The sequence below is a fragment of the Xanthomonas phaseoli pv. dieffenbachiae genome (assembly GCF_008639345.1).
GTDB lineage: Bacteria > Pseudomonadota > Gammaproteobacteria > Xanthomonadales > Xanthomonadaceae > Xanthomonas > Xanthomonas phaseoli.
This window is the reverse complement of the sequence record NZ_CP041380.1, coordinates 1,837,062-1,853,497: the sequence shown is the minus strand read 5'-3', so window position 1 is coordinate 1,853,497 and position 16,436 is coordinate 1,837,062. Positions and strand designations below refer to the sequence as shown.

Annotated in this window: 12 protein-coding genes and 3 tRNA genes; 5 read left to right on the top strand and 10 right to left on the bottom strand. The window is 64.0% G+C overall.

Annotated elements, in window-relative coordinates:
* The first annotated feature begins 32 nt into the window (after window positions 1-32).
* The 4 genes from thiD to FLG15_RS08585 all read left to right on the top strand — a co-directional run bounded on the left by thiD (window position 33) and on the right by FLG15_RS08585 (window position 2,009).
* A complete protein-coding gene (gene thiD, locus FLG15_RS08600; RefSeq protein ID WP_209228152.1) occupies window positions 33-842 on the top strand; it encodes a bifunctional hydroxymethylpyrimidine kinase/phosphomethylpyrimidine kinase in 810 nt (269 codons plus the stop codon).
* Window positions 839-1,720, top strand: a complete 882-nt coding sequence (locus FLG15_RS08595; RefSeq protein ID WP_057679908.1) for an alpha/beta hydrolase family protein — start codon at window positions 839-841, stop codon at window positions 1,718-1,720. Before thiD ends, FLG15_RS08595 begins: the two co-directional genes overlap by 4 nt.
* 40 nt (window positions 1,721-1,760) lie before the next feature.
* Window positions 1,761-1,837 (top strand) — tRNA-Arg (locus FLG15_RS08590).
* A gap of 95 nt (window positions 1,838-1,932) precedes the next feature.
* Window positions 1,933-2,009 (top strand) — tRNA-Arg (locus tag FLG15_RS08585).
* A 159-nt stretch (window positions 2,010-2,168) separates the two neighbouring features.
* On the opposite strand, the gene FLG15_RS08580 is transcribed toward FLG15_RS08585, so the two are convergent.
* Both FLG15_RS08580 and FLG15_RS08575 read right to left on the bottom strand, forming a co-directional pair.
* Window positions 2,169-3,161 (bottom strand): DedA family protein/thiosulfate sulfurtransferase GlpE, encoded by a 993-nt coding sequence (locus FLG15_RS08580; protein ID WP_150145836.1) that lies wholly within the window; start codon window positions 3,159-3,161, stop codon window positions 2,169-2,171.
* A 44-nt stretch (window positions 3,162-3,205) separates the two neighbouring features.
* The gene (locus FLG15_RS08575) at window positions 3,206-4,150 is read right to left on the bottom strand and encodes a LysR substrate-binding domain-containing protein (RefSeq protein ID WP_057678226.1); all 945 of its coding nucleotides are present in this window, start codon (window positions 4,148-4,150) and stop codon (window positions 3,206-3,208) included.
* A gap of 133 nt (window positions 4,151-4,283) precedes the next feature.
* Between FLG15_RS08575 and FLG15_RS08570 the strand changes: the two genes are divergently transcribed.
* Window positions 4,284-4,985, top strand: coding sequence for a pirin family protein (locus FLG15_RS08570; RefSeq protein ID WP_057678228.1), 702 nt, complete (start codon window positions 4,284-4,286; stop codon window positions 4,983-4,985).
* Window positions 4,986-5,399: 414 nt separating this feature from the next.
* On the opposite strand, the gene FLG15_RS08565 is transcribed toward FLG15_RS08570, so the two are convergent.
* The 8 genes from FLG15_RS08565 to ubiB all read right to left on the bottom strand — a co-directional run bounded on the left by FLG15_RS08565 (window position 5,400) and on the right by ubiB (window position 16,211).
* The gene (locus FLG15_RS08565) at window positions 5,400-7,358 is read right to left on the bottom strand and encodes a methyl-accepting chemotaxis protein (RefSeq protein WP_150147602.1); all 1,959 of its coding nucleotides are present in this window, start codon (window positions 7,356-7,358) and stop codon (window positions 5,400-5,402) included.
* Window positions 7,359-8,538: 1,180 nt separating this feature from the next.
* A tRNA-Ser gene (locus tag FLG15_RS08555) sits at window positions 8,539-8,631 on the bottom strand.
* An 83-nt stretch (window positions 8,632-8,714) separates the two neighbouring features.
* Window positions 8,715-8,927 (bottom strand): carbon storage regulator CsrA, encoded by a 213-nt coding sequence (gene csrA / locus FLG15_RS08550; RefSeq protein WP_003481884.1) that lies wholly within the window; start codon window positions 8,925-8,927, stop codon window positions 8,715-8,717.
* 139 nt (window positions 8,928-9,066) lie between these two features.
* On the bottom strand, window positions 9,067-11,715 hold the full coding sequence (gene alaS / locus FLG15_RS08545) for an alanine--tRNA ligase (RefSeq protein ID WP_057678230.1): 2,649 nt from the start codon (window positions 11,713-11,715) through the stop codon (window positions 9,067-9,069).
* 101 nt (window positions 11,716-11,816) lie between these two features.
* The gene (gene recX / locus FLG15_RS08540) at window positions 11,817-12,305 is read right to left on the bottom strand and encodes a recombination regulator RecX (RefSeq protein ID WP_017155113.1); all 489 of its coding nucleotides are present in this window, start codon (window positions 12,303-12,305) and stop codon (window positions 11,817-11,819) included.
* A gap of 293 nt (window positions 12,306-12,598) precedes the next feature.
* Entirely contained in the window at window positions 12,599-13,633 is a 1,035-nt protein-coding gene (recA, locus tag FLG15_RS08530) for a recombinase RecA (RefSeq protein ID WP_008574635.1), read from the bottom strand.
* A gap of 172 nt (window positions 13,634-13,805) precedes the next feature.
* On the bottom strand, window positions 13,806-14,447 hold the full coding sequence (gene lexA / locus FLG15_RS08525) for a transcriptional repressor LexA (protein ID WP_057678231.1): 642 nt from the start codon (window positions 14,445-14,447) through the stop codon (window positions 13,806-13,808).
* 87 nt (window positions 14,448-14,534) lie between these two features.
* On the bottom strand, window positions 14,535-16,211 hold the full coding sequence (gene ubiB, locus FLG15_RS08520) for a 2-polyprenylphenol 6-hydroxylase (protein WP_057678232.1): 1,677 nt from the start codon (window positions 16,209-16,211) through the stop codon (window positions 14,535-14,537).
* Window positions 16,212-16,436 lie beyond the last annotated feature (225 nt).

The following is a 16,436-nucleotide window of genomic DNA, read 5'->3' as shown; positions in this document are numbered from 1 at the left end:
ACATCCTCCGGCCAGCAGTGCAGAATCGCCACATGACTACGCCCAGTACGCTGTCTGCATTGAGCATCGCCGGCTCCGACTCCGGCGGGGGCGCCGGTATCCAGGCCGACCTCAAGACCTTCGCCGCGCACCGCGTGCACGGGTTGTCGGCGATTACCGCATTGACCGCGCAACACACCCGCGCCGTCACCGCCGTGCATCTTCCACCACTGCCCTTTCTGCAGGCGCAGGTGGACGCCTGCTTTGCCGATTTCCAGATCCAGGCGGTCAAACTCGGCATGCTGGCCAATGCCGAGGTCATTCATTGCGTGGCCGACCTGCTTGAGCGATATCGTCCGCCGTTCGTGGTGCTCGATCCGGTGATGGTGTCCACCAGCGGCGCGCGCCTGCTCGAAGATGCGGCACTGGATGCGCTACGCACGCGCTTGCTGCCGCTGACCACCCTGGTCACCCCCAACACGCCCGAAGCCGAGCTACTGACCGGCCGCCGCATCGACAGCGCCGACGCCGCCGAACATGCCACCGCCGCCTTGCTCGACCTGGGCGCCAACGCCGTGCTGCTCAAGGGCGGACACCTGCACGAAGGCGCACGCGTGCTCGACCGCTTCGATGACGGCGTGACCCAGGACGTGTTCATGCACCCGCGCCTGCAGGTCGATGCGCACGGCACCGGCTGCAGCCTGTCGGCAGCCATCACCGCGCAGCTGTGCCAGGGCCTGTCGCTGCTCAATGCCTGCGAAGCGGCGATCGATTACGTTGCACGCGCTATCCGCCTGGGCCAACGCCCCGGCCACAGCGATGTGCTGGTGCTCGACCACTTCGGCGGCGCGCCCGGCGCATGAGCGTGCAGACCGATATCCTGCTCGCCAGCGCTGCGAATGGACATTGCTGGCAGGTTATCCGATGCGCGCCGCCGCACCCGACGACAACGCTGCTGTGGCTGCCTGCATTGGGCGTGGCAGCGCGGCATTACCAAGCCTTCGCACAGGCGCTCGCGTCCACCGGCGTTGCGGTGTATCTGCACGAATGGCGCGGCAATGGCAGCAGCACGCTGCGCCCGTCGCGGGAGCACGATTGGGGCTATCGCACGCTGCTTGCAGACGACCTTCCCGCCAGCCACGCCCTGCTCGCTATCCACGACCCGCAGCTGCCGCGCATGGTCGGTGGACACAGCCTCGGCGGCCAGCTCGCGTGCTGCTACGCGGCACTGCATCCGGCGCAATTCGCACAGCTCTGGCTGGTGGCCAGCGGCTCGCCGTACTGGCGCAATTTTCCCGTGCCGATGCGTTACGGCCTGCCCTTGGCGTTTTGGTTGTTGCCGTGGCTGGCGCGCAGGCAGGGCGTGCTGCACGGGCGCAAGCTCGGTTTTGGCGGCACGGAAGCACGCAGCCTGATTGCCGATTGGGCACAGGTCGGCCGCAGCAATCGCTATCGCGCGGCAGGCGCGCCGTGGGATCTGGAACAGGCACTGGGCCAACTGCGCGTGCCGATCCGCGCAGTGACCCTTGCGCGCGACACGTGGGGCCCGGCAGGTGCGCTGCACGCATTACTCGACAAGATGCCGCAGGCACACCCACACCATGTGCGATTGGACGATGTGCAACTCGGCACACGCAGCGATCATTTCGCCTGGATGAAAACGCCTGCGGCCGTGGTCGCTGCGCTGCGTAGCGCGCCTGACCACGGCCGCAACGACGCCGGAATTTCACAAAGGGATTGACGTGCCCGTCGCTCATCCGCATAATTCCGCTCCTGACGAGGCGCCCGTAGCTCAGTTGGATAGAGTACCTGGCTACGAACCAGGCGGTCGGGAGTTCGAATCTCTCCGGGCGCACCATCCTCAGAACAAGAAGAAGACAGCACGCACGCGCTGCTTTCCAGTTAAAAAGATCCGATCGCCCTGCGTCAGATCTGCGAGTCAAAACAAGATATGCGCCCGTAGCTCAGTTGGATAGAGTACCTGGCTACGAACCAGGCGGTCGGGAGTTCGAATCTCTCCGGGCGCACCAATCTTGAAGAAAAACGACCAGCTTGCTGGTCTTTTTTTTGCCCGTCGTTTTGCCGAAGCAGGCGATGGCGCGCATTGCGGTGTGTCATTCCATCGGGCGATGCCGATCTTTCAGCCAAACGCTCGCCGAGCGTCAGCACAGGCACCGCACCCAGTGCAATCAGGCCGTGGCAGCAGCCGCGTTCGTGTCGGCAACCACTGTCATCGGCACCAGCGATGTCACCGGATGCCCGGCATCGCGCCATGCATCCAGGCCACCCAATAGCGGCCGCACATCGCGGTACCCGTGCTCGCGCATCCGCGCGGCCAGCCATGCTGCAGACACTTCGTCCGGACACGCGCAGTAGATCACCACACTGCGATCGCGCGGCACGCTGGCGAGGATCTGCGCCAGCTGGCGCTCGTCGGCGAACACGGCGCCGGGAATCGTGTATGGCTGCAACTGGCGATAACCCGGGGCGCGGATATCCAGCACGGTCGGCCGCAGGCTTTCTTCGCCATCCAGCAACGGCACCAGCTCCTCTACCGCGATGCGCGCATGCTCCAGCGATCGCAACAGGCTCTGCCGTCGCCACCAGCGCCAACCGACATAGCCGGCCAGCAACGCGGCCAAGACCACGATCGCGCCCGAGCCAAGTTCGGACAGCAAGGCGAGCACGTCCTGCACCTGACGCGCGAACACAGCACCCACACTTAAGCCGACCAATGCCCACAACGATGCACCGAAGGCGTCGTATCGCAGGAACGCCGCAGGACGTACCCGCATTGCCCCGGCCATCGGCACCGAGACCATCGACAAGCCCGGCACGAACTTGGCCACTGCCAGCACGCGCACGCCCCAGCGCGAAAAGAAGCGCTCGGTCTGCTTCATGCAGCTGTCGCGCGACAGCGACAGCCGACACAGCGACTGCAAGGTGCGGTTACCGAAGCGGCGACCGGCCAGATACCAGACCAGATCGCCCAAAAGACTTGCCGCGACAGACACCGCCAACGCCGCAAGCCCGGCCAGCCAGGCATCGCCGCCCCCTTGCAACGCATAGCTGGCGCCGACCAGCACCAGGGTCGGCAATGCTGGCACCGGCAGCCCGAGCGACAACGCCAGCACGTTGGCGAACACCAGCGCCAATCCGTACTGTTCGATCAAGCCTTGCATGCGACAACCCTGCGCGACGGCGGGCCACCATTATCCGCCTTCCGTCACAGCGGCGACTGCCCGGCAGCGACGGAACGATACGTTGCGGCCAAGGCCTGCAACCAGCGCTCGAACAGGCCCTCGCTGCGCAAGGCGCGTCGCCACCAACTCAAGGCCTCTCCTTCTTCGCCCGGCCGCCACGCCAGATAAAAGGTTTCGTCGGGTTTGCGGGTGTCCACCTGCACCTCGCGTAGCCGTCCCTCCAGCAGCGCTCCGCGCGCATACGGTTCGGGCAGAAAGCCGTAGCCGGCGCCGGCCAGTTGCAGCAGCAGCTTGGTCTGCATGTCGGGCACGGTGAGCACATCGCGCCCGGAGAGCAGCCCGACCGTGCGCGGCAGCAGGCGCCGAGCCGAGTCCGCCACGGCGATCGCACGGTATTCGGCCAGCTCCGCCGCGCCCAACAGGCCGGCATCCGCTAGCGGGTACGTGGATGCCACGGCAAATACGAACCGCAACGTGCCGATCGGCTCGGCCACATAGCCGCCGCCACTGGGCCCCTCGCCCGCCGCCACGACCAGGTCCACGCGCCTGTCCAGCAGCGCCTCCCAACTGCCCGACAACGACTCGCTCAGCACGCGCAGCCGCGTGCTGTCGGCCACGGCGTAGAAGTCCAGGATCTGCGGCTGCAGCAGGGCCGCAGGCAGCACCGCATCCAGCCCGATCGCAAAATCCGATTCCCAGCCGGAGGCGACCCGCCGCACCCGCACCTCCAGCTCTTGCGCGGCACGCAGCAGGTGGCGCCCCTCGCGCAACAGCTCGCGGCCAGCCTGGGTCGGCGTGGCCTTGGGCCCCACCCGCTCGAACAGCTGCACACCCAGATCCTCTTCCAGTTTGGACACCGTGTAGGAAATCGTCGAAGGCACCTTGAACAGCACCTTGGCTGCGCCAGCGAACGAGCCACGCCGGTCGATGGCATCCAGGATTTGCAGCGCTTCCAGGCTGATTTTCATTGTTCGAAATTTTCGATGATAGCGGCCAAATCTACTCGCTTTTCGCGCCGGATGCAGAGGCGGAGACTACGCATCAAGCCGCTGGACACCGAGTCGCCCAGCGCCAATTCCGAATCTTTCCAGGAGAAGCAGCATGTTGAATGTCCGCAAGAGCGAAACCCGTGGCCGCGCCGAACATGGCTGGCTGTCCTCGCGCCACACCTTCTCCTTTGCCAGCTATCACGATCCGCGCCATATGGGCGTTGGCCCACTGCGGGTGATCAACGAGGACAAGGTGCAACCGGGCGAAGGCTTCGGCACCCACGCACATCGCGACATGGAGATCATTTCCTATGTCCTGGGCGGCGCACTGGAACACAAGGACAGCATGGGCACCGGCTCGGTCCTGCATTATGGCGACGTGCAGCGGATGAGCGCCGGCAGCGGCGTGACGCACAGCGAGTTCAATCACTCGGCCAGCGAGCCCGTGCACTTCCTGCAGATCTGGGTGATGCCCGAGCGTGCCGGCATCGAGCCAAGCTACGAAGAAAAGCACTTCGATGCCGACAGCAAACGTAACCAGTTGCGCCTGATCGCCTCGCCAAGCGGTGACGACGGCTCCCTGCGCCTGCACCAGGACGCACGCCTGTATGCCTCGATCCTGGATGGCCAGGCGCGTCTGCAGCAGCCGCTGGCCGCAGGCCGCATCGGCTACGTGCAGGTGGCCCGCGGCAGCCTGAGCGTCAACGGGCAGGCGCTGTCGGCTGGCGACGCGGTGCAGATCGTCGGCGAGCCAGAAATCGTACTGGCCGATGCACGCGATGCCGAAGTCCTGGTGTTCGACCTGCCCAAGTAAGCATCCAAGACTGGATGGATGGCGTACCTGCGCGGGATTGGTGTGCGATGCGCTGGTCAGTGCCGAAACAGACAAAGCCCGCTCATGCGGGCTTTGTCTTGTGCATCGTCTCTTCGTCACTGACCCGCCGTGACGTGTCAGTTCATGCCACGTGGCCGACACCCTGCAGCTCGGCACCCAAGATCCGCGGCACGGAAGATGCGATTCGTAACTGCGCTCCGCACTCTGCGATATGTGAGTGCCACTCGTCGCTCGCCGCATCAATGCGAGCGCCTGTATGTCATCGCAGCGGCGCTGATGGCACCGAATGCCTCAGCACCGCAGGTTCGGCACTTGCGCCGAAATCCAGTACAAGAAAGTTGCAAGATCTGAGGGGATATCACGATGTCGCGTACGCGACGCCGTGAACCATCATCACGCCACCTTCGCTGTCGCGCGCCGCGCAGCCTGCGCATCGACCTGCACTGGCGCGCGATCTGCCCCGCCATCCGCATCGCCATTGACCAAGGCGAACAGCGCATCCGCATCGCCTTCCAGCACGCGCGCCGAACGCGCCAGGTCGCCTACCATCTGCGCCTGGTCGCGCGCCTGCACGCCGATCGACTGCAACGCGGTGTTGGCGCTGGAAATGTCCAGCGCCTGATCATGGCTGGCGGCGGCGATCTGCTCCACGGTCGCAGTGACGCGCAGGACCGACGTCACCATGTCCTGCATGACCACGCCGGCTTGCTCGGCCAGGCGCGAACCATCACCGACCTGATCGGTTGCGTTGTCGATCAAGGAGCGGATCTCCCTGGCCGACACGCTGCAGCGCTGCGCAAGGCTACGCACTTCGGTCGCCACCACCGCAAAACCGCGCCCCTGCTCGCCCGCACGCGCCGCCTCGACTGCAGCGTTCAGGGCCAGGATGTTGGTCTGAAACGCGATGCCGTCGATGACCTCGATGATCTGACCGATGCGATCGGTCGCCGAGCGGATGCCCGCGGTGGTCTTGACCACATCGGCAATGACGTCCGCGCCGCGCCGCGCCACCGTGGCCGAATCCTCGGCCATGCGCCGCGCCGAACCGGCATTCTCGGAATTGGCCCGCACCGTCGCGGCCAGTTGATCGATCGTGCTCGAGGTCTGCGCCACCGCAGCAGATTGCGTGGACACGCGACTGACCAGTTCCTGGTTGCTCACGGAAATATGGTGCGCCTCGCGCTGTACGTTCTGCGCGATGCTCATGGTCTGCAGCATCAAATCGCGCATCCGCTCGGCTGAACGCACCTGGTCGGTGACGTCGGTTGCGTATTTGACCACCTTGTACGGCCGCCCGGACACATCCAGGATCGGGTTATAGGACGCCTGGATCCACACCGCACTGCCATCCTTGCGCAGTCGGCGATAACGCCCCGCATCGAACTGGCCGCTTGCCAGCTTCGCCCAGAACTGCCGGTACTCACCGGATGCGCGGTAGGCCGCATCGATGAACACGCTGTGGTGTTGGCCGATTGCCTCGGCCGCCGAATACCCCATGATGTTCAGGAAGTTTTCGTTCGCACCGAGCACGTTGCCTTCCAGGTCGAACTCGATCACTCCCATGACCTTGTCGATCGCCCGGATACGCCCGTCCGCATCGGCCGAATCGATCACCTGGCGGGTCACGTCGGTGGCGTACTTGACCACCTTGTATGGGCGCCCGTGCTCGTCGAGCACGGGGTTGTAGGACGCCTGGATCCACACCACCCTGCCGTCCTTGCCGACGCGCCGATAGCGGCCCGCATCGAAGGCACCGCGCCCGAGCGAATCCCAGAATGCGCGATACGCAGCCGACTGGCGCGTGGCGGCATCGACGAACATGCCGTGGTGCTTGCCGCGAATCTCCTCGAGCCGATAGCCCATCACTTGCAAAAAGTTTTGGTTGGCTGCGAGCACCGTGCCGTCCAGCGAGAACTCGATGACGGCCATCACCTTGTCGATGGCATCGATACGCCCTTCGAAGTCGGCTGTCTGGCGGACCTGCGCAGTAATGTCGGTGGCGTACTTCACCACGCGATACGCCTTGCCGGATCGATCCAGCAACGGGTTGTAGGAGGCATTGATCCACACCTCGTTCCCGCGTTTATCCAGCCGGCAAAAGCGTCCGGCATTGAAGTCGCCGCGCCGCAGCCCCTCCCAGAAGTGCCGATAGCTTTCGCTGTCGCGATCTGCGGGCGTCACGAACATGCGGTGGTGCTGACCGACCACCTCGTCCAGCCGATACCCCATCAGAGCCAGGAAGTTCGAGTTTGCATCCAGAATGCGACCGTCCAGATCGAATTCGATCACCGCCATCACCCGGTCCACCGCTGCCACCTTGTGTTGCAGCCCGCGACCCCAAAAGGAGAACACACGTCCAAGCAGGTGCGATAGGCGCATCACGTCAACATCCGAGATATGGTTCACGTCCTTAGCGACCCATGCGCCGGTTACTTGACCCCCACCATGTGCCGCATCTAAAAGACGGTTCAGATGTAAGGCAGCGGCGACGCGCTCTAGCGCGAGGTGGTAATGGCATTCGCCCTGAATTCCTTCGCAGCATCCCGGGCAGACGGTCGAATGGGCGTAAGACCTCAATGGCTGCGCTGCCAACCTCGACTTACGAATAACGGCAGGTCTTTCACGCTGGCTCTTCGCCCCTGGTTCCGGTTCCTGGTGCTGGCTTTGACCCTTACGCCTTGAGGGTTCGCAGGAGTGGATTGGCGAAGCGAGGCTAGTGGCAGCAGCGACAGATCAATGCTCAATCTTGCGCGCGGAAACGCAGCACTTCCATTCGCCAGTCAACGCGCCCGTCAAGGCCGACAAGCATTACACCGTGCACCGCGGCGATCTGCGAGCGCAAACGGTGACAGCCCGGAGCGTCAAGATGCCATCCATACAAGGCTTTATCGCTCACGCCGATGCGCCTCGCTCGATACGTCATACGGCGCGCTGGCGTGCACGACAATTGCGTGCTGCCTCACCGCTTGCCTTGCGCACATACGTGCAAGCGCATGCCCACAACCATGCGAATGGAATGACACGCCGCAGAGATGCGCCGAGATCTGGGGACGGGCGGCGAGCAAACAAACAGGGCGCAACCTCGTCGCAACGCAACGCAACACAGAATCGCGCTACAGGCGCCCTAGCATGTCGCTATCGACGGTCGAGCGATGCGGGCAACACACGGACCTTCTCTCGCAACTCGCGTGCTTGAGATATGAGCTGGTGAGAGACGCGAAGATCGTGGCAAGCCTTCCGGCCCGCAGTCGAGCTCAGCGCCGCCCCTGCCTGAAGCGCTGTGGCCACTGACGACGCGCGCAGCGCGACACTTTCGCCGTACTCACTGCCGGCCTGAGCGCTGCCGGCCTGAGTGCGCCCACGGACGCGCTTGCATAGCCAGCTTCAGCACGTCCCGCGAATATCGCAGAAATCCGACCACGCTCCGAGCTGCTGTCCCAGCGGACGCGCTCAGGAAATATCGCCCTCTCGATAAATACAGACCACAAATAAAAACGCCCGCAAATCAAAGATTTGCAGGCGTCTAGAACACTGGCGGAGCGAGAGGGATTCGAACCCTCGATAGAGCTTTTGACCCTATACTCCCTTAGCAGGGGAGCCCCTTCAGCCGCTCGGGCATCGCTCCAGTTTTTGCTGCCTGCCGCGATATCCGTGGCAGGCCGCGAAGAATACCGGGTAAGAGGGGCTAACGTAAACCCTTGACAACGATCAATTCGAAGAATCGTCACCGTGATGTGCGCCGGAAGCGACCGGCTCATCCCCACGCTGGATGCGCTGATAGATTTCTTCGCGATGCACAGCCACATCCTTGGGTGCCGTGATACCGATACGCACCTGATTGCCCTTGACGCCGAGAACGGTCACGGTGACCGAGTCGCCGATCATCAAGGTTTCGCCTACCCGGCGAGTGAGGATCAACATTTTGCAAATCTCCTGGAACCGGTGGATTTCCCACCAGCATCGACGGCCTCCTGAGTGAGACGCGCCCTACGTAAAGGGAATAGACCAGAAATGGTAACGGGACATCCTGCTAGCCAGCAAGGCATAGCAGGACAAGTGTTCAGCCCAAGTGTTGCTTGACCCAGAGGGGGACACCGTCGAGTGCGGTCGCAAGGGCGGGCCCGTCCTCGCCACCACCCTGGGCGAGATCCGGACGGCCACCGCCCTTGCCGCCGATCTGACTGGCGATGTGGCCGAGGAGTTCCCCAGCCTTCACCTTGCCAGTTGGGCTGCCGTTCACACCAGCAACGAGCGCCACCTTGCCGCCCGAAGCGCCCGCCAGGACGATGACCGAATCGCCGAGCTGTTGTTTCAAGCGATCCATCGCATCGCGCAGCGCCTTGGCATCGAAGCCCTCCAGACGCACCGCGACAACCTTGACTCCAGCAACATCGATTGCGCCAGCGCCCAGATCGGCAGTCGCACCCGATGCCAACTTGGCCTTGAGCGATTCGAGCTCGCGCTCCAGCCGCTTTTGACGCTCGGTCAGTGCGCGCACCTTATCCACCACTTCGGTGGTGTTTCCGCCAAGCAGATTGGCCGCTTCGAGCAGGCGACGCTCCTCGTCAGCCACATAGTCCAGCGCGCCCTGCCCAGTCACCGCTTCGATACGACGCACGCCCGACGACACGCCGCCTTCGGAGGTGATCTTGAACAAGCCGATGTCGCCGGTGCGGGTGACGTGGGTACCGCCACACAGCTCGGTGGAATAACCGCCCATCTTGAGCACGCGGACGTTTTCCCCGTACTTCTCGCCGAACAGCGCCATCGCGCCGAAATCCAGCGCCTCCTGCATGGCCATGTTGTGCACTTCCACGCCATGGTTAGTACGGACTTCGGCGTTGACCTTGCGCTCGATCACAGCGAGCTCGTCAGCAGTGATCGGTTGGAAGTGCGAGAAGTCAAAGCGCAGGCGATCAGGCGCAACCAGCGAGCCCTTCTGTTGCACATGCGTTCCCAGGACTTCGCGCAGGGCGGCATGCAGCAGATGGGTTGCCGAGTGGTTGAGGATGGTCTTGCCGCGACGTTGCGTGTCGATCCCGCCGGCAAGCACATCGCCAAGCGCGAGCGCGCCTTCGCTGATGCGCCCCACATGCCCGTGGAACTGGCCGGCGAACTTCTGCGTATCGGTCACTTCGATCGATACGCCCGGGCCGCTCAGCTGGCCGCTGTCGCCGACCTGGCCACCCGACTCGGCATAGAACGGCGTGCGGTCGGTGAACACGATCACCTCATCACCCGCTTCCGCGCGTTCGACCGGGCGGCCCTGCTTGAGCAGTGCCACGACCTTGAGGTCATCGGCATCGTACGCTTCGTAACCCAGGAACACGGTCGGCGACATGCTGGCGACCAGGTCCGCCGGCAATGCGACACCGCCGCCGAACTTGCCAGCCGCACGTCCCGTCTCGCGCTGGCGCTCCATCGCGAACTCGAATCCCTCCATGTCCACGCGCATGCCGCGCTCGCGCGCGATGTCGGCGGTCAGGTCGACCGGGAAGCCGTAAGTGTCGTACAGCCGGAAGGCGTCGGCGCCTGGGATAATGTCCTGCGAGCGCGATGCAACCTCGTCGAAGATCTTCATGCCGGCGTCCAGCGTCTCGGCAAAACGCTCTTCTTCGGCCAACAGCGCGCGCGCCACGGTGTCCTGCGCCACCACCAACTCGGGATAGGCTTCGCCCATCAGCTCGACCAGCGTGGGCACCATCTTGCTGAAGAACGGCTGGCGCACGCCCAGCATCCAGCCATGCCGCAGCGCACGCCGGATGATCCGGCGCAGCACGTAGCCGCGGCCTTCGTTGGAGGGCAGCACGCCATCGACGATGAGGAAAGAACAGGCGCGGATGTGATCGGCGATCACCCGCAGCGATTTGTTCTCGAGATCGGTGATGCCGGTCAGCGCACTGGCCTTGCCGATCAGGGTCTGGAACAGGTCGATTTCGTAGTTGGTATGGACGTGCTGCAGGATCGCGGCCAGCCGCTCCAGCCCCATGCCGGTATCCACGCACGGCGCCGGCAACGGCACCAGGGTGCCGTCGGGCTGGCGATCGAACTGCATGAAGACCAGGTTCCAGATCTCGATGAAGCGGTCGCCATCTTCATCCGGCGACCCCGGCGGACCACCAGCAATGTGATCGCCGTGGTCGAAGAAGATTTCGGTACACGGGCCGCAGGGGCCGGTGTCGGCCATCTGCCAGAAATTATCCGAGGCGTAAGGCGCACCCTTGTTGTCGCCAATGCGCACGATGCGGCTTTCGGGAATGCCGATCATGTCGCGCCACAGCGCGAAGGCTTCTTCGTCGGTGTGGTAGACGGTGACCAGCAGGCGATCGGCCGGCAGCTTCCAGACCTGGGTCAACAGTTCCCAAGCCCAGGCGATGGCGTCCTTCTTGAAATAATCGCCGAACGACCAGTTGCCGAGCATTTCGAAGAAGGTGTGGTGGCGTGCGGTGTAGCCCACCGAGTCCAGATCGTTGTGCTTGCCACCGGCACGCAGGCAGCGCTGCACGTCTGCGGCGCGGACGTAGCTGCGCTTCTCCGCGCCAAGGAAGACGTCCTTGAACTGGACCATGCCGGAGTTGGTAAACAGCAAGGTGGGGTCGTTGCCCGGCACCAGCGGCGCGGACGGCACGATGGTGTGACCCTTGCCCTCGAAAAACGCAAGGAAGTCGCTACGGATCTGAGAAGTGCTGAATTTGGCAGGTGCGTTCATGTGCTGGCATTGGGCGGGCGGCAGTCCCGGTCACCCAATGACATGTGGGCGCAGATGAGCGGAACAACCTGAAACCACGAAGGGTAGCAGGCCTGACGCCCTCAGTCCTCAAGGTCGAAGCGCGTGGCGGCGCGAATGCTGTTGCCGTCGAAACCCCGCCGGGCCAGCAGATCGGCGGCCTTGCGCCGCTGCGGAAGGTCGGTTGGGCCTTGTTCGCCGAACCGACGGCGGATCAGGTCGCGCGCGTTTTCGGTCCAATCCCCTTCAAAGGTCGCCAAGGCGGTACTGATGGCCTCGCTATCCAGCCCATGGGTTCCGAGCTCGGCACGAATATGCAGCGGGCCGTAACCCGAACCGGCACGATTGCGCACGACTGCAGCAGCGAAGCGGGTGTCGTCCTGCCATCCCTCGTCCGTGAGCCGATCGACGGCTGCTTGCGCCGCATCTGGCTCGATTCCGCGGGCCAGCAGCTTGCGGTTCAATTCCTTGCGCGAATGTTCGCGCCGTACCAATAGGCCGAGTGCGCGCTGGACCGGTGTCTGTTCCTTGAACCGGCGCCCCCGCTTTGGTGCGGGCTCTTGCTCGTCCATCGTTGAGGGGTCCCGAATCGCCAAGATCAGTTACGACATCAATGCGCCATCCATGGCGCCTGCCCTCCTGGCCTTCGATAGATCTACCGCGAGAAGCGACAGCACTGACTCCGCCGTCCTCGCGATAGAAAAACTTCAAACACGCTCGAACCTGTTGCCCCAGCGCCGGGCGGACGTGGATGGCGCTGGAGCGTTCACGTACCGTGCGAGGTTCCGCCTACCGCTCACCAAAGCATCACCGTTACCCATTCGCGGCAAACCGCCTCCGGCGACCGGTGATGTTGTGCTGCAACTTATTCCTTGTCTTCGTCGTCGCCGGCTTCGCGCGGTGCTTCGGCCGGCTGGAACTTCTCACGCAGCTCGGCTTCCAGCCGGGTCGCAACCTGCGGGTTGTCGCGCAGGTAGGTCCGCGCATTGTCCTTGCCCTGACCGATACGCTCATCGCCGTAGCTGTACCAGGCGCCAGCCTTGTCGACCAGCTTGGCTTCCACGCCCATGTCGATCAATTCGCCCTCGCGGCTGATACCTTCGCCATACAGGATTTCGGTCACGACCTGCTTGAACGGAGGCGCCAGCTTGTTCTTGACCACCTTGATCTTGGTCTGGTTGCCGATGATCTCGTCGCCCTTCTTGATCGCACCGATACGGCGGATATCCAGACGCACCGAGGCATAGAACTTCAGCGCGTTGCCGCCGGTGGTCACTTCCGGGCTCTGGCCGGGCATCATGACGCCGATCTTCATGCGCAGCTGATTGATGAAGACCACCAGCGTGTTGGAGCGCTTGATATTGCCGGTGAGCTTGCGCAGCGCCTGGCTCATCAGGCGAGCCTGCAAACCGGGCAGCTGGTCGCCCATCTCGCCTTCGATTTCCGCCTTCGGCGTCAGTGCAGCAACCGAGTCGACCACTACGATATCGACCGAACCCGAGCGCACCAGCATGTCGGCAATTTCCAATGCCTGCTCACCGGTATCGGGCTGCGACAGCAGCAGGTCGTCGACGTTGACGCCCAGCTTGGCTGCATAAATCGGATCCAGTGCATGCTCCGCATCGATGAAGGCAGCGGTGCCGCCGTTCTTCTGGCACTGGGCGATGGCTTGCAGGGTCAAGGTGGTCTTGCCGGAGGATTCCGGGCCGTAGATTTCGACCACGCGGCCCTTCGGCAGGCCGCCGATCCCCAGGGCGATATCCAGCATCAGCGAGCCGGTCGGGATGACTTCGACCGCCTCAATGACGCGGTCGCCCATGCGCATGACCGAGCCCTTGCCGAATTGCTTTTCGATCTGGCTCAGTGCGGCGGAAAGGGCACGCTTCTTGTTCTCGTCCATCTGGGTGATCCTCGTCAGTGATTTCGGTATGGGGCTAATGTAGCGGCGGTGTATCGCACAGGCTGAGACTGCAGGCGACACACTCAGATTAAGTAGGCGGAAGGTCCGGTGGCAGCGGGAAATCCTGCGGCGCCAGCTCGGAGAAACGCCGGCACGGCCATCGGCACAGACCTCAACGGTTAGGCCTCAACAGTCCGCAATACAGACCTTCAATCGCGAAATCCTGATCCGGTAGCACCTCGATGGGCGCGTAGTCTGGATTGCGCGGCAGCAGCCGGATGCGGTCCTTGCCGATCTTCAGCAGCTTCACCGTAATTTCCTCATCGATCCGCGCCACCACGATCTGCCCCGAACGCGCGTCGCGAGTGCGGTGCACGCCGATCAGATCGCCGTTGAAGATGCCTTCGTCGCGCATCGAATCGCCTTGCACCTTGAGCAGGTAATCCGGCGAGGGCGAGAAGAACACCCGATCCAGTACAACGAAGTCGTCCGAGCCGATATCGGCGCCAATCGGCAGACCCGCGGCCACGCGGCCCAGCACCGGCAGACGCAAAACGTCATCGCGGGCCGCCTCGCTCACCGGAGCCGGGCGTGTCTGCGCACCCTGCCCGGCCAGCCGTATCCCGCGCGCCTGACCTGGGACGCGGCGGATCGCCCCCGCATGCTCCAGCGCTTCCAGGTGATATTGCGCCGCACGGACGCCCTTGAAGCCGAACGCGCGCGCGATTTCGGTCTGCGACGGCGGAACACCATCGGCATCGATGCGCTCGGCGATCAAGGCCAGGATTGCTTGCTGGGTATCGGTCAGGTCCATGGTTAGTAGTATTACTACTAACGAGCGCCTGCGCAAGTGTTCGCGGCGCCTCGCCCGCACCCATCAGGATGCGGCGCGCTGAGGGCGCTATCGCCGGCTTCGCCAGATCGAAAACAGGATCCAGATGCCGCATAGCGCCGCGCCGATGAAACCGCCCACCCCTAGCGCGAGCAACCAGCGGCTGGCGCTCCCGCCGACGCTGTTCATGACGATCGAAGAGCCGATCACCAAGGCGGCAGTCACGATCCCCATCGTGAGGCGGTTGGCGGCGCGGTCGACCTGCTCGCCGAACTCGCGCAATGAGCGTGTTTCGATCTGAAGCTGCAGCTTGCCGCGGCGTGCGGCTTGCAACAGGCGCTTGAGGTCGCGCGGCAGATCGCCGATCAGATCGATCGCACCAGTCACGGTCCGCCGGCCGCGTCGCACCATGGCGCGCGGCGCATAGCGTTGCAACACCACGCGTTCCAGATATGGGCGCGCCTCGGTGGCCATGTCGAAGTCCGGATCGAGCTGGCGCCCCATGCCTTCCAGGGTGAGAAACGCCTTGATCATCAGTGCCAGATCCGACGGCAGCGTCAGCCCGTGATCGCGCAGGATGGAGGTGACATCGCCAAGCATTGCGCCGATACGCAATTCTTTCAGCGGCACGCCGCGATACTCGTCGACGAACGCGCCGATGTCCTGCTGCAAACGCGCCTCATCGACCTCCAGGCTGGTGCCCGCCCATTCCAGCAAGACATCGATCACCGCATCGGCGTCGTAGCTGACCATGCCGTGCAGCAGCTGTGCGACCTGAAACCGACGCTGCTCGGAGACGCGCCCGACCATGCCGAAATCGATGACCGCGATGCGCCCGTCGCGCAGGTAGAAAATATTTCCCGGATGCGGGTCGGCGTGGAAGCAGCCGTCCTGCAGCACCATCTTGAGCACGATGCCGGCACCGGCACGTGCGAGCGCCCTGCGATCCAGGCCGGCCGCGTCGACAGCGAGCAGATCACGGCCGGGAATCCCATCGATGAACTCCTGCACGTTGAGCGACTCGCAGGTCCACTCCCAGTACACCGCCGGCACCACTACGTGCGCGTCATGCGCGAAGTTGGCGGCGATGCGTTCGGCGTTGCGCCCCTCCGCAGCGAAGTCCAGTTCGCGTCGCAGCGAAACGGTAAATTGCTGCACCACCTCGGCAGGACGGTAGCGCTTGAGATCCGGTGCGCGGGTTTCGACGATTTCCGCAAGCCGGGCGAGCAGGCGCAGGTCCGCGTCGATGGTGTCACCGATATCGGGACGTCGGATCTTCAACACCACCGGCGTGCCATCGACCAGCCACGCGCGGTGGGTCTGTGCCAGCGATGCGGCCGCCAGCGGTTGTTCGTCCAGGCGCGCGAAGATGCTTTCCGGCTCCATGCCCAGCGCAGCAACCAGCTGTGGGCGGATCTGCCCGAACGGCAGCGCCGGCACCGCGTTCTGCAGCTCACTCAATTCTTCGATCCACTCCGGTGGCAGCAGATCCACGCGCGTGGCCAGCACCTGCCCGAGTTTGACGAAGGTGGGCCCAAGCTCTTCCAGTGCTCGCCGCACGCGCATCGCTGCGGACATGCGCAAACGACCCTCGGCGTTCTGCCAATGCAACAGCCTGCCGGCGCGCTCAAGCACATCGGCCATGCCGATACGACGCACCACATCCCCGAAGCCGTAGCGGATCAGGACCGAGGCGATTTCCTGCAGACGCCCAAGATCACGTACCGTGCCGAGCGCTTCCCACATCAGCGCACCGCCCGCGAGCGCGTTGCGCTCAGGCGCTGCGTGACGCTGCAGTACACGGCAGCCTGCAACGCGGCGACCGATGGGACAGGAGCAAGAAACGACGGCATTGGCACCCTGGGCGGTGAGGAGACCTTGTTTGTAGCCGATCTGCCCTCCGCTGTCGCGCCCTCGCCCCGTCCAAGCTCAGCGCAGGTTGCAAGGCGGTGCGCGATACGTACGCAACGG

What these genes read in the sequence shown, in the direction of transcription:
- thiD (WP_209228152.1), top strand. Translation starts at nt 33, where the DNA reads ATGACTACGCCCAGTACGCTGTCTGCATTGAGCATCGCCGGCTCCGAC.
- FLG15_RS08595 (WP_057679908.1), top strand. Translation starts at nt 839, where the DNA reads ATGAGCGTGCAGACCGATATCCTGCTCGCCAGCGCTGCGAATGGACAT.
- FLG15_RS08580 (WP_150145836.1), bottom strand. Translation starts at nt 3,161, where the DNA reads ATGCAAGGCTTGATCGAACAGTACGGATTGGCGCTGGTGTTCGCCAAC.
- FLG15_RS08575 (WP_057678226.1), bottom strand. Translation starts at nt 4,150, where the DNA reads ATGAAAATCAGCCTGGAAGCGCTGCAAATCCTGGATGCCATCGACCGG.
- FLG15_RS08570 (WP_057678228.1), top strand. Translation starts at nt 4,284, where the DNA reads ATGTTGAATGTCCGCAAGAGCGAAACCCGTGGCCGCGCCGAACATGGC.
- csrA (WP_003481884.1), bottom strand. Translation starts at nt 8,927, where the DNA reads ATGTTGATCCTCACTCGCCGGGTAGGCGAAACCTTGATGATCGGCGAC.
- alaS (WP_057678230.1), bottom strand. Translation starts at nt 11,715, where the DNA reads ATGAACGCACCTGCCAAATTCAGCACTTCTCAGATCCGTAGCGACTTC.
- recX (WP_017155113.1), bottom strand. Translation starts at nt 12,305, where the DNA reads ATGGACGAGCAAGAGCCCGCACCAAAGCGGGGGCGCCGGTTCAAGGAA.
- recA (WP_008574635.1), bottom strand. Translation starts at nt 13,633, where the DNA reads ATGGACGAGAACAAGAAGCGTGCCCTTTCCGCCGCACTGAGCCAGATC.
- lexA (WP_057678231.1), bottom strand. Translation starts at nt 14,447, where the DNA reads ATGGACCTGACCGATACCCAGCAAGCAATCCTGGCCTTGATCGCCGAG.
- ubiB (WP_057678232.1), bottom strand. Translation starts at nt 16,211, where the DNA reads ATGTGGGAAGCGCTCGGCACGGTACGTGATCTTGGGCGTCTGCAGGAA.